The organism is Gordonia heveisoli, from assembly GCF_030315745.1.
GTDB lineage: Bacteria > Actinomycetota > Actinomycetes > Mycobacteriales > Mycobacteriaceae > Gordonia.
On sequence record NZ_JASXSH010000005.1, the window covers coordinates 132,041 to 144,152 of the forward strand.

At 67.1% G+C, this 12,112-nt stretch carries 12 protein-coding genes; 7 read left to right on the forward strand and 5 right to left on the reverse strand.

The genetic code is table 11. The features are described 5' to 3' along the window. The first annotated feature begins 10 nt into the window (after positions 1–10). Positions 11–523 (forward strand): regulatory protein RecX, encoded by a 513-nt coding sequence (locus tag QSJ18_RS06310; RefSeq protein WP_286325447.1) that lies wholly within the window; start codon positions 11–13, stop codon positions 521–523. A gap of 21 nt (positions 524–544) precedes the next feature. Here QSJ18_RS06310 and QSJ18_RS06315 read toward each other — a convergent pair whose 3' ends face one another. The 4 genes from QSJ18_RS06315 to QSJ18_RS06330 are packed head-to-tail and all read right to left on the reverse strand — an operon-like array spanning position 545 to position 3,858. Further along, positions 545–1,435: an amino acid ABC transporter permease gene (locus QSJ18_RS06315; protein WP_286325448.1), complete on the reverse strand. Its 891-nt coding sequence runs from the start codon at positions 1,433–1,435 to the stop codon at positions 545–547. Further along, a complete protein-coding gene (locus QSJ18_RS06320; RefSeq protein ID WP_286325449.1) occupies positions 1,432–2,103 on the reverse strand; it encodes an amino acid ABC transporter permease in 672 nt (223 codons plus the stop codon). The genes QSJ18_RS06315 and QSJ18_RS06320 overlap by 4 nt, the downstream gene beginning before the upstream one ends. Before the next feature lie 14 nt (positions 2,104–2,117). After that, positions 2,118–3,128, reverse strand: coding sequence for a glutamate ABC transporter substrate-binding protein (locus tag QSJ18_RS06325; protein WP_286325450.1), 1,011 nt, complete (start codon positions 3,126–3,128; stop codon positions 2,118–2,120). Between the two features lies 1 nt (position 3,129). Continuing rightward, complete coding sequence (locus QSJ18_RS06330; protein WP_286325556.1) at positions 3,130–3,858, reverse strand: amino acid ABC transporter ATP-binding protein; 729 nt, start codon at positions 3,856–3,858, stop codon at positions 3,130–3,132. Between the two features lie 186 nt (positions 3,859–4,044). Between QSJ18_RS06330 and miaB the strand changes: the two genes are divergently transcribed. Both miaB and QSJ18_RS06340 read left to right on the forward strand, forming a co-directional pair. Next, a complete protein-coding gene (miaB, locus tag QSJ18_RS06335; RefSeq protein WP_286325557.1) occupies positions 4,045–5,574 on the forward strand; it encodes a tRNA (N6-isopentenyl adenosine(37)-C2)-methylthiotransferase MiaB in 1,530 nt (509 codons plus the stop codon). A 63-nt stretch (positions 5,575–5,637) separates the two neighbouring features. Beyond that, the gene (locus QSJ18_RS06340) at positions 5,638–6,390 is read left to right on the forward strand and encodes an Rv2732c family membrane protein (protein WP_462475998.1); all 753 of its coding nucleotides are present in this window, start codon (positions 5,638–5,640) and stop codon (positions 6,388–6,390) included. A 13-nt stretch (positions 6,391–6,403) separates the two neighbouring features. On the opposite strand, the gene QSJ18_RS06345 is transcribed toward QSJ18_RS06340, so the two are convergent. Continuing rightward, on the reverse strand, positions 6,404–7,822 hold the full coding sequence (locus QSJ18_RS06345) for a DUF349 domain-containing protein (RefSeq protein WP_286325451.1): 1,419 nt from the start codon (positions 7,820–7,822) through the stop codon (positions 6,404–6,406). A gap of 152 nt (positions 7,823–7,974) precedes the next feature. On the opposite strand from QSJ18_RS06345, the gene QSJ18_RS06350 reads away from it, so the two are divergent. From QSJ18_RS06350 to hflX, 4 genes are read left to right on the forward strand one after another with little or no spacing between them, the layout of a single operon-like run. After that, positions 7,975–8,718 carry a class III extradiol ring-cleavage dioxygenase family protein gene (locus tag QSJ18_RS06350; protein WP_286325452.1) on the forward strand — a complete coding sequence of 248 codons (744 nt, stop codon included), beginning with the start codon at positions 7,975–7,977 and terminating at the stop codon, positions 8,716–8,718. Then, positions 8,715–9,659, forward strand: a complete 945-nt coding sequence (gene miaA / locus QSJ18_RS06355; RefSeq protein ID WP_286325453.1) for a tRNA (adenosine(37)-N6)-dimethylallyltransferase MiaA — start codon at positions 8,715–8,717, stop codon at positions 9,657–9,659. Before QSJ18_RS06350 ends, miaA begins: the two co-directional genes overlap by 4 nt. A gap of 44 nt (positions 9,660–9,703) precedes the next feature. Next, positions 9,704–10,618 carry a diaminopimelate epimerase gene (gene dapF, locus QSJ18_RS06360; protein WP_286325454.1) on the forward strand — a complete coding sequence of 305 codons (915 nt, stop codon included), beginning with the start codon at positions 9,704–9,706 and terminating at the stop codon, positions 10,616–10,618. A 46-nt stretch (positions 10,619–10,664) separates the two neighbouring features. After that, on the forward strand, positions 10,665–12,089 hold the full coding sequence (hflX, locus tag QSJ18_RS06365; protein WP_286325455.1) for a GTPase HflX: 1,425 nt from the start codon (positions 10,665–10,667) through the stop codon (positions 12,087–12,089). Positions 12,090–12,112: the final 23 nt, after the last annotated feature.

The following is a 12,112-nucleotide window of genomic DNA, read 5'->3' on the forward strand; positions in this document are numbered from 1 at the left end:
CGCCGAACACGTGAACGAGGCCTCGGACCCCGAGAAGCCTGCGAAGTCTGGTCCCAGTGCCTGGGATTCGGCTCTGCGGCTGCTCGGGGTCCGAGCCCGTTCACGGCATGAGATGGCCGAGCGGTTGACCCGGAAGGGTTTCGATGCCGACACGGTGGCCGAGGTGATGTCGCGTCTGGACCGCCATCAGTTGCTCGACGACGAGGATTTTGCTGCCGAATGGGTGCGTTCGCGCAGTACCTTCTCCGGCAAGGGGAGTGTGGCGCTACGGCATGAGTTACGTGCCAAAGGGATCGACGAGGTCGTCATCGCCGGAGCGATCGGGGACATCGATTCTGCCGACGAACGCGAGGCGGCCGCCGCACTGGTGGATCGTAAGCTCACCGTCGCCACCCGGGAACGGATGGAAAGCGATCCGGCCGAGCGGGACAAGGTTCGCCGACGCTTGATCGGCATGCTCATCCGGCGCGGCTATCCGCAGTCGGTGGCCTTCGATGTGGTGGCCCAGGCACTCACGGGCTGAGCCACCACATCCATCGGGGACCTAGGTGTTGCCGGTGAACGGCAGGTTCTCGGCGGCGAGTTCGGCCTCTTCGGGGTCGGCCGCCTTGGTCTTGCGGCGTCCCTCGCGGAGTCGGCGTTCGAGTGCGGTGGCGAACCACGAAAGTCCGAAGTTGATCGCGATCATGATGACCGCGACGACGAACAGGGCCGGAATGTAGTTGCCGTAGCGTGCCGAGGAGAGGATCGCGCTGCGAATGATCTCCGAGTAGCCGATGATGTAGCCGATCGCGCTGTCCTTCAACGCGATCACCATCTGGGAGATCAGTGCGGGCATCATCGCGGTGATCGCCTGCGGCAGCAGGATCATCCGCATCATCTGGCCCTTGCGCAGACCCAGCGCCTTCGAGGCCTCGGTCTGACCGCGGGGCAGCGAGTTGATACCCGAGCGCAGGATCTCGGCGATGACCGAACCGTTGTACAGCGTCAGTCCGGTGACGACGGCGGCGAAGGCGAGCTGCGATGCGGGCACGATGCCGTACAGCGCGAAGAGGAACCAAGTGAAGACCATCAAGATCAGCACCGGGATCGCACGGAACACCTCGACGAAGAACCCGGAGACCAGGCGCACCCACAGGTGGTCGGAGAGACGGCCGATGCCCAGGACGGAACCCAGGATCAGCGCCAGCACAATGGACACAGCGGCCGCGCCGAGCGTGCGCCACAGGCCGGGCAGGATGTATCCCGTCCAGGTACTGGCGTAGGTGAAGGGCTTCCACTTCTCCGCGGCGAACTGATCGTTGCCGGCGAGTATCACGATCACGTACGCCGCGATCGCGATCAGCACCGCGATGAACACCACCGCGATGATGTTGTTGCGCAGCCGTGCCTTGGGGCCGGGAGCGTCGTAGAGGACGGTTGCCTGGGCGCTCATCGCTTGACTCCGAATCGCTTGGCGAGGTAGCCGAAGACGGCACCTTCGGTGAGCGTGATGATCATGAATCCGACCGCGATGATCCCGAAGATCAGGAAGAGCTGATCGGAGTAGGTCTCGATCTCGGACTTCATCAGCAGCGAGGCCTCCGCGACACCGATCGCCGAGGCGATGGTGGTGTTCTTGGTGAGCGCAATCAGCACGCTACCGAGCGGGCCGATGACCGCACGCAAGGCTTGCGGCAGCACGATCCGGCCGAAGACCTGCGTGAACGACAGTCCCAGCGACCGTGCGGCCTCAGCCTGACCGATGGGGACGGTGTTGAAGCCCGACCGCAACGTCTCACAGACAAAGGTTGCGGTGTAGGCGATGAAACCGACCACCGCGAGCCAGAAGTTGTTGGTCTTGAGTGTCGAGGAGAAGGTGACGCCCAGGTTGTAGGACAACCCGATCGCACAGAACAGGATGATCAGCGTGAGCGGGGTGTTGCGGACGATGTTGACGTAGGTGGTGGCGAAGCCGCGCATCACCGGCACGGGCGAGACGCGCATGCCCGCGAGGGCGATACCCCAGATCAAGGCGCCCAACGCCGACCAGAAGGTCAGTTGGAGGGTCACCCAGAATGCGGGCCACAACTGCGGCCCCATGTTGTCCCAAAGTTCACTCATCTCGGGTCACCTCCTCACTGCATATCTGCCGGACACGGCGTCGACGGGGAATCGAGGAACTTGAGGTTCCCCGGTTCGGGCTTGTAGGCGTACTTCTCGGGGTTCGCGGCGGCGCGCGCGGCGATCATGTCCACGTAGCCGTTGCCGAGGTTGTCGCGCAGCGTGCGTGCCCACGGAGACACACCGTCGGGGCCGGGGACGAGCATGGTGTCGAGGGCCTGGTTGATGGCCTGACGCGACGCTTCGTCACCCTTGCCCAGCCCGATGCCGTAACGCTCGGTGGAGAACGGGGCCCCAGCCTTCTTCAGCACCTTCTTTCCGCCGCTCGTCACGCATGCCGCCTTCGGGTAGGTCATCTCGACGAGTTTGAACTCGTCGGCCCAGAAGTTGGCGTAGCCGGCCAGGATGGACTCGTCGGTGGTCAGCGCGTCGACCTTGCCGCGGCGGAGGCCCTCCACGCAGGCGGAGTAGGAATCGTATTCCTGCAGTTGGACCGAGGGGAGCTGCGCCTTGACGTTCTGCGCCGACGTCGAACCCGATACCGAACACAGCTTCTTGCCCTTGTTGAGGTCGGTCAGCGTGGTGATCGAATCGTCGTCCTTGCGCACGAGCAGTCCCTGGTAGGTCACCAGATACGGTCCGCCGAAGTCGACCTTCTTGCTGCGGGCGGCATTGATCGAGTAGGTCGCGGCGATGATGTCGACCTCGCCGTTCTCGATCATGGCCTCACGACGGGCCGACGGCGTTTCGCGCCAGCTCACGTCGGGATGATCCACATGCAGGATGTTGTCGGCGATGTAGTCGACGACGTACCTCGAGACGTCGGCGTCGAAACCGTCGACCTGTTTCGTCTCAGGGTTGTAGAGCCCGAGACCCGGCTGATCGAACTTCACGCCGAGGACGACCTTGCCGTCCCGGATGGAATCGAGCAGGCTGCGTGGCTCGGTGCTGCCACAACCGGTCAGCACGCCGACCAGCAGGGCGGCGATCGCGGCGACGATGGCCGCGGAGCGGAGTCGTCTCATCTCAGTGGCCCAGGATCTTCCCGAGGAAGTCGCGCGCACGTTCGGACTTCGGCTGGGTGAAGAAGGACTCCGGATCGGTGTCCTCGACGACGGCGCCGTCGGCCATGAAGATGATCCGGTCGGCGGCCTTGCGGGCAAAGCCCATCTCGTGGGTGACCACGAGCATGGTCATGCCTTCCTTGGCCAGCGAGACCATCACCTCGAGGACCTCGTTGACCATCTCCGGATCGAGGGCGGAGGTCGGTTCGTCGAACAGCATCACCTTCGGCTCCATCGCCAGCGACCGGGCGATGGCCACACGCTGCTGCTGTCCGCCGGAAAGCTGGGCCGGGTACTTGTCCTTCTGACTGGCGATGCCGACCCGGTCGAGGAGTTCCAGGGCCCGCTTGGTGGCGTCGGCCTTGCTCTTCTTGCGGACCTTGGTCGGCGCCAGGGTCACGTTGTCGAGGATCGTCTTATGGGCGAACAGGTTGAAGGACTGGAACACCATGCCGACGTCGGAACGCAGGCGTGCGAGGTCCTTGCCCTCGTCAGGGAGGAGTTTGCCCTCGACATAGATCTCGCCGCTGTCGATGGGTTCGAGGCGGTTGATGGTTCGGCACAGCGTCGACTTGCCCGAACCCGAGGGTCCCAGCACGACGACGACCTGTCCGGACGGCACTTCGAGATTGATGTCGCGGAGTACGTGCAGTGAGCCGAAATGCTTCTGCACGTCTTTCATGACGATCATCGGGGAGGCGGCTGTCGCGGCCCCGGATGCGGCGGAGGAGCCCTTGGGCGAAACGGTCATACGTAACCCTAACTGTGCGCTGGGCCACCGGCAGGATGATCGCCGTCGGTGAGTCGCGGTCGGCGGCCATACTCGCGCGGGTCGGCGATTTGCCTCGCCACGTACCCTGGAACAGTGAGTATCGAGTTGTCCGACCGCCCAGATGTCGAGGCGGTGCGCAGTTATCAGGTCCGCACGTACGGGTGCCAGATGAACGTGCACGACTCCGAACGGATCGCCGGACTGCTCGAAGACGCGGGATATGTACGTGCCGCCGACGATGCCGATGCCGACCTGGTGGTGTTCAATACGTGCGCCATCCGCGAGAACGCCGACAACAAGCTCTACGGAAATCTGTCCCACCTCGCCCCGGTCAAGTCCTCCCGGCCCGGGATGCAGATCGCGGTCGGCGGCTGTCTCGCGCAGAAAGACAAGGACACGGTGCTGAACAAGGCGCCCTGGGTCGACGTCGTCTTCGGCACCCATAACATCGGTTCGCTGCCCGCCCTGCTGGACCGCGCCCGGCACAACGAAGCCGCCCAGGTCGAGATCCTCGATTCGCTCGAACGGTTCCCGTCGACGCTGCCCGCCAAACGTGACTCCGCGTACTCCGGATGGGTATCGGTCTCGGTCGGCTGTAACAACACGTGCACCTTCTGCATCGTCCCGTCGCTGCGCGGCAAAGAGGTCGACCGGCGGCCCGGCGACGTACTCGCCGAGGTCCAGGCGCTCGTCGACCAGGGTGTACTCGAAGTCACCCTGCTGGGCCAGAACGTGAATGCCTACGGGATGTCCTTCGCCGACCCGGAGCAGCCGCGCAACCGCGGGGCGTTCGCCGAACTGCTGCGCGCCTGCGGACAGATCGACGGTCTGGAGCGGGTGCGGTTCACCTCGCCCCACCCGGCCGAGTTCACCGACGACGTCATCGAGGCGATGGCGGAAACCCCGAACATCTGCCCGCAGCTGCATATGCCGCTGCAGTCCGGTTCGGATCGCGTTCTGAAGGCGATGCGCCGCAGCTATCGGCAGACCCGTTTCCTCGGCATCCTCGACAAGGTGCGCGCAGCCATGCCGCATGCGGCGATCACCACCGACATCATCGTCGGGTTCCCGGGGGAGACCGAGGAGGACTTCGCCGCCACCCTCGACGTCGTGGAACGTGCCCGGTTCTCCAGCGCCTTCACCTTCCAGTACTCACCCAGACCCGGTACGCCGGCCGCGACCATGGCCGATCAGGTACCCGCCGAGGTGGTGTCGGAGCGCTACCAGCGGCTGATCGCGCTGCAGGAACGCATCTGTCTGGCCGAGAACGAGAATCTGGTCGGCACCGAGGTCGAACTGCTCGTCGTCGACGACGCCGGACGCAAATCTGCACGGACACAACGCATGACGGGCCGTGCCCGCGATGGGCGGCTGGTTCATTTCGCGCCGGGCGAGTTCGCCGCGCAGATTCGGCCGGGCGACATCGTGCACACGAATGTGACCGCGGCCGCGCCGCATCACCTGATCGCCGACGCCGGCGTGCGCGACCACCGTCGCACCCGGGCGGGCGATTCCCATGAACTGAGCCGCACTCCCACGACCGCACCGGTCGGTGTCGGTCTGGGGATGCCGGAGATCGGCCGTCCCGCACCCGTCGCCGCCGAGAGCGCGTGCGGCAGCGGCTGCGGAGCCTGAGGTCACGTGTCGTGGGCCTGGCGCCCACGGTGCGGTGACGTGAGTTCGACAAGAGATGAGGCGATGACAATGTCTGACGGTGCCCAGGCCGGGACCCCGGCGTCGGGGGACTCCCAGCCGAGCCGGGCCGAGGTGAACGCCGGCTTCGCGCAGTACGAGGACGAACTGCGCAAGGCCGAGCGCAAGGTCGCAGGCGAGATCGATCCCGGTGCCCGGGCCCTCGTGGTGGCGATCGCCGTCTTGGTGGCGATGCTGTCGCTGGTGCTGCCGCACGCCGGTTCGGCGTCGGGACTGGAAGTGCTGACCTTCGCACCCGACGCGGCCGCCGAGCGGATCTCGATCACCTCGAAGGTCTTCGTCTACCTGCTCACCATTTTTGGGATCGGCTTCTCGATGCTCGCGCTGGTCACCCGACGTTGGGTGATCGCCTGGATTGCGCTGTGCGGCAACGCCATCGCCTGCGTCGCAGGCATGCTGGCGTGGTGGACCCGCAATACCGTCGGCGTCAACGACATCCAGCCGCCGTCCGGTGTCGGTGTCGGCCTGATGCTCGGCTGGGTGGCCGCACTGGTGCTGACCTTCCACTGGGCGCGGGTGGTCTGGGCGCGCAGCTCCTACCAGTTGGCGCTCGAAGAGGAGCGTCGCAAGGACGCTGCGGCCCGCGATGCGCACGCGTTGTCCCTGCACCACAAGCCGACGGCGCGCCGGACCGAATCCGATCCGGCGGCGTCCGACAAGCCCGCGTCCGACAAGCCCGCGTCCGACAAGCCCGCGTCCGACAAGCCCGCGTCCGACAAGCCCGAGTCCGGGGACTGACGGGTAGCCGCGGTCAGCGGTCGCTGATCGCGGACTGGGCGGCGTCGGCCCATTCCCGCCATTGCGCCGCCTGCTCCCGCAGCTTCTTGGCGTCGGATTCCTTGCCGCGTTCGGCTGCCTTGGCCGCCTGATCCTCGAGCTGGTCGGCGCGCTCGGCGAACTGCGCGGCACGAGCCAGCGCCTCCGGGTCGGTACGTTGCCACTGTGCGTCCTCGGCGTCCCGGATGCGCTTCTCCAGTGCCCGTGCACGCGCCTCCAGCGAGTGCATCTGGTCGCGGGGCACCTTGCCGATCTCTTCCCAGCGATCGCGGAAGACCCGGAAGTCCCGACGCGCGGCGTCGAGGTCGGCGGCCGGATCAATGCTCGCCTCGGCTCCCACCAGCAGCTCGGTCTTGGCCTGCGCATTCGCCGAGAACTCCGCGTCGCGTTCGGAGGTCGCCGCGTTGCGGGCCGCGAAGAAGACGTCCTGGGCGGCCTTGAACCGCTGCCAGAGCGCGTCGTCGGTGTCCCGGGGCGCGCGGCCTGCGGCCTTCCACTCGCCGAGCAGCTCGCGGAACTTCGCCGACGTCGGACCCCAATCGGTGGAACCGGAGAGTTCCTCGGCCCGGATGATCAGCTCTTCCTTACGGCTTCGGGCCCCGGCTCGTTCGCGATCCAACTCGGCGAAGTGGGCGCCCCGACGGCGATTGAACGCATCCCGCGCCTTGGCGTATCGCTTCCACAGCACATCGTCGGTCTTGCGGTCGACGCCCTTGATGGTCTTCCACTCGTCGAGGATCTCGCGCAGCCGATCGCCCGCCGACTTCCAGTGATCGGCCTCCGCGCCGATCTGCTCGGCCTCTGCCGCGAGGGTCTCCTTCCGGGCCACGGCATTCGCACGGGCGTGTTCGCGCTCCTCACGAATCTCGTCAGCCACCCCGTCGGCGCTCCCGACGATGGCCTCCAGGCGCCGCTGCAGTGCGGCAACGTCGCCGATCACATGAGCGCTGGGCAGGTCGCCGAGTAGATGACGGGCTGCGGTCTGCGCCTTGCGCGGATCGCCTGCCCGGGCCGCCAGACGTTCCTCCAGGATCTCCACCTCGGTGGCCAGATCGTCGAAGCGGCGCGCGAAATGATCCAGACCCTCCTCGACGGTGCCTGCCTGCCACGACCCGATCTCACGTTCACCGTCGGCGGTCTTGAGCCACACCACTCCTTCGGCGTCGATGCGCCCGAACTCATGTGGATCACCGTGCGGGATCAGCGTCGGCGTGACCGCGGCTGTCGGGGCCGGTACCGCCGCCTTGGGTCCGCCCGGACGCGGACCGGGCTTGGGACGCGGCCCGGGTTTGGGTGTACCACTCGGGGTGGCACCGCTCTCGGTCACGGCGCTCGCCGGGGTATCGGTGGCCCCGCCCGCGGCGGTGGTGGGATCGTCGGTGGGGTTGGTCATGTGCAGGTCCTAGGAGCTGGTCGGTGCCGCGCGTCACGGCTGCCGGTCGCTTGGCTCGATACCCGCGTCGTGTCGATGACCGGCGCGGGCAGCGAGAGTACGCCAACTATTCAAGCAGCTTGGTCGTCGCCGCGTGGGCTAGCTTCGTATGTGTGTTGGCCGCTGTCGTTTTCGTTCCCAGTGCTCCGCTGCTGGTACCCGCCCTGGCCGGTCCCGCAGCCGAGGACACCGAACCGGTGCGCTCCGCCGCCGTGTCGGCGCTCACCGAGGCCGTCGTCGGGGCGGGTGTCCGTGCCTGGGTCGCAGTCGGTGCCGCCGACAAAGCGGCGATCGGACGTATGCCCGACGGCCCCTCGCGGGGGAGTTTCGCCCGCTACGGTGTCGACGTGCCGGTCGCGTTCGCCTCGGGCGTCGACCCCGTGCAGGTCGACGATGCGGGGGAGATGAGCCTGTCGATGCTGATCGCCGCGTGGTTCCGCGCACAGGCCGGGCTCGATCGTCTGTGCCCGCTGATCGTGGGCCCGCAGACGCCGCCCGAGGAATGCATGCGCATCGGTGCGCTCTTGGGCGCCGACATCGAGGCCACCGACGAACCGGTCGGCGTACTCGTCGTCGGCGACGGTGCGACCGCTCTGTCGGCGCGCGCACCCGGCGGCGGGCTGCGTGAATCAGCGGTCGCCGTGCAGGCACGCATCGACCACGCGCTCGCCACCGCCGATCTGGCCGCGGTCGGCACGCTCACCGCAACCGAATGCGAGGTAGACGGCGTGGGCGGGCGCGCAGCATGGCAGGTTGCCGCGGGGCTCTGCAACGGGCAGGACCTTCTCGCCCGCTCCATCTACGCCGACGCCCCGTTCGGAGTCGGCTACACCGTCGCGCGTTGGTCGCCGAGGTGAGCGCGCACACGCCGACGTCGCCGGATGCATCACCCGCGGTCGTGACACCTATCGCCGTCGTCGGTCCGACCGCGAGCGGCAAATCCGATCTCGCCCTCGACCTTGCCGAGCATGTCGGTGGCGAGATCATCAACATCGACGCCATGCAGCAGTACCGCGGCATGGATATCGGCACCGCGAAACTTCCCGTCGCGCAGCGCCGTGGCATCCCGCATCACCAGATCGATGTCCTCGACGTCACCGAGGTGGCTACCGTCGCGCGCTATCAGGCGGCGGCCACGGCCGATGTCAACGCGTTGCTGGCGGCCGCGGTGACACCGATCATCGTCGGCGGATCGATGATGTATGTCCAAGGGCTGCTCGATGACTGGCAGTTTCCGGCGACCGACCCGGCGGTGCGCGCGAAGTACGAGGCGCTTCTCGCCGACGAAGGGGTGGCGGCTCTGCACCGGCGTCTCGGCGAGGTCGACCCGGTCGCGGCGACATCCATCCTCGACACCGACGGTCGGCGCATCGTGCGCGCGCTGGAAGTCGTCGAACTGACGGGTGCGCCGTTCGCCGCCTCGGCACCGACGATCGGTGAGCCACGCTGGGGCACCAGGATCATCGCCGTCGACCGGGACACCGCCGCACTCGATGAGCGGATCCGGCTGCGTACGCGGCAGATGTTCGAGCACGGTCTCGTCGACGAGGTTCGCGAACTCCTCGGTCACGGACTGCGCGACGGTCTGACCGCCGTCCGCGCCATCGGCTATGCACAGGTCGTGGCGGCCCTGGACGGCGAGTACGACCTCGAACAGGCCGAAGAACTGACCTTCATCGGCACCCGACGTTATGTGCGACGCCAGCGGTCCTGGTTTCGCCGCGATCACCGGATCACCTGGCTCGATGCCGCCGCCCCGGACCTGACCCGCCGGGCGATCGAGGCGGTCGAGGGCTGACCCGCGCCCGGTTCGGTCGTGCACACGCTGCGTAGGCTGGGGTGGTGAGCACACCGACCGTCGAACTGCGTTTCGTCAAGGGCCATGGGACGCAGAACGACTTTGTGATCCTGACCGATCCGGCTGCCGAGCTCGACCTCGACGTGGAGCTGGTGGCTGCGCTCTGCGACCGGCCGCGCGGTATCGGTGCCGACGGTCTGCTCCGGGTGGCGCGTACTGGGGCGCTCGTCGCAGCGGGGGTACTCGACGGTCTGCCGGAGGGCGTCGGACCGGAGGACTGGTTCATGGACTACCGCAACGCCGACGGTTCCATCGCGGAGATGTGCGGTAACGGTGTGCGGGTCTTCGCGCATTTCGTCCGCGCACGTGGACTGATCGGTGTCGACGCGTTCACGGTCGGCTCCCGTGCCGGTGCGCGGCCGGTGATCATTCATTCGCATGACGACGTCCACGCCGACGTGACCGTCGACATGGGGCCGGCCCGCATCGACGGCGATTCCGTCGTGGAGATCGGCGGTGTCCGTCACCCCGGGACGATGGTCGACGTCGGTAACCCACATCTGGCCTGTGTGGTCGACGGACTCGATGCGACGGCGCTGGCCGCCTTCGACTTCGGTGGGGGTGTGCGGCTGGATCCGGTTGCTTTCCCACACGGGGCCAACGTGGAGATCCTGACCCCGCCCAGCGAGGATGCCGACGGTCGCTTCGCGGCGGCCATGCGCGTCTTCGAACGGGGAGTCGGGGAGACACGCAGTTGCGGGACAGGGCTGGTCGCGGCCGGCGCTGCGCTGTTGCGCAGTCTCGGACGCGAGACCGGCGCGGGCACGATCACGATTCCCGGCGGACAGGTCCAGGTCGGCATCACCACGGGTGGCGCAACCCTGCGTGGGCCCTCGACATTGGTCGCCGACGGTGTGTTGCGCCCGGGCTGGCGCGGCGCCCAGACGGTGGCCGGATGAAAATGATGTGCTCTGACCACCTGATTCATGCCACCATGGATGACGTATGACCGAATCAACAGCACATCCCAGCACGGCGCCGACGACCGGCGAACTCCAACTCTCCGAGCGCGCATCACTGCAACGCGTCGCCGGACTCTCGACTGAACTCACCGACGTCACCGAGGTCGAATACCGGCAACTTCGACTCGAACGGGTCGTCCTGGTCGGTGTGTGGACCGAGGGCAGCGCGGCCTCAGCCCGCGCCAACATGGCCGAACTCGCCGCCCTCGCCGAAACCGCCGGGTCGCAGGTACTCGAAGCCCTCATCCAGCGCCGCGGCAAACCGGATTCGGCGACCTATATCGGCTCTGGTAAGGCGGACGAGCTGCGCGAGGTGGTGCTCGCCACCGGCGCCGACACCGTGATCTGCGACGGTGAGCTCACCCCGGCACAGCTGACCGCTCTGGAGAAGGTGGTCAAGGTCAAGGTGATCGACCGAACCGCGCTGATCCTGGACATCTTCGCCCAGCACGCGACATCCCGCGAAGGTAAGGCGCAGGTGTCGCTGGCCCAGATGGAATACATGCTGCCGCGGCTGCGTGGCTGGGGTGAATCGATGTCCCGGCAGGCCGGTGGCCGCGCCGGAAGTAACGGTGGTGTCGGCCTGCGCGGCCCCGGTGAGACCAAGATCGAGACCGATCGTCGGCGCATCCGTGAGCGGATGGCCAAACTACGCCGCGAGATCCGCGACATGCGTAAGGCACGGACGACCAAGCGGGCCGCACGACGTCGGAACGCGATCCCGGCGATCACGGTGGCCGGCTACACCAACGCGGGCAAATCCAGTCTCGTCAACGCGATGACCGGTGCGGGTGTCCTCGTCCAGGATGCGCTGTTCGCCACGCTGGATCCGACGACCCGGCGCGCGACTCTCGACGACGGCCGTGCGGTCGTCTTCACCGACACCGTCGGTTTCGTCCGGCATCTGCCCACCCAGCTGGTCGAGGCGTTCCGCTCCACCCTCGAAGAGGTAGCCGACGCCGATCTGTTGCTCCATGTCGTCGACGGTTCGGATCCCTTTCCGACGGAACAGATCTCGGCCGTACGGCGGGTTGTCAACGAGATCGTCGCCGAAGAGGGGATCCAGCCTCCCCCAGAACTGTTGGTGATCAACAAGATCGACGCGATCGACGCGATCCGACTGGCCGAGATCCGGGGCGCGGTCGGCGCCGACGCCGTCTTCGTGTCCGCCCGGACAGGTGAGGGGCTACCCGAATTGTTCGACCGGGTACGGGAATTCGTATCCCGCGCCGACGTCGAACTGACGATCGAGGTGCCCTTCGACCGAGGTGATCTGGTCTCGCGCATCCACCGTGAGGGTGAGGTGCTGTCGGCCGACCATCATGGTGCCGGCACCACCATGCATGTGCGCGTACCGGTTGCGCTGGCCGGTGAACTGCGGGCGCTGGCCGCTGACCCGGTGAACTGACCGCCCTTCGCGGACGTGTCGGT

Excerpts from the sequence above, each read along its gene's own strand:
- QSJ18_RS06345 (WP_286325451.1), bottom strand. The coding sequence starts at position 7,822 with ATGACCAACCCCACCGACGATCCCACCACCGCCGCGGGCGGGGCCACC.
- QSJ18_RS06325 (WP_286325450.1), bottom strand. The coding sequence starts at position 3,128 with ATGAGACGACTCCGCTCCGCGGCCATCGTCGCCGCGATCGCCGCCCTG.
- QSJ18_RS06320 (WP_286325449.1), bottom strand. The coding sequence starts at position 2,103 with ATGAGTGAACTTTGGGACAACATGGGGCCGCAGTTGTGGCCCGCATTC.
- hflX (WP_286325455.1), top strand. The coding sequence starts at position 10,665 with ATGACCGAATCAACAGCACATCCCAGCACGGCGCCGACGACCGGCGAA.
- QSJ18_RS06315 (WP_286325448.1), bottom strand. The coding sequence starts at position 1,435 with ATGAGCGCCCAGGCAACCGTCCTCTACGACGCTCCCGGCCCCAAGGCA.
- QSJ18_RS06340 (WP_462475998.1), top strand. The coding sequence starts at position 5,638 with ATGACAATGTCTGACGGTGCCCAGGCCGGGACCCCGGCGTCGGGGGAC.
- QSJ18_RS06330 (WP_286325556.1), bottom strand. The coding sequence starts at position 3,858 with ATGATCGTCATGAAAGACGTGCAGAAGCATTTCGGCTCACTGCACGTA.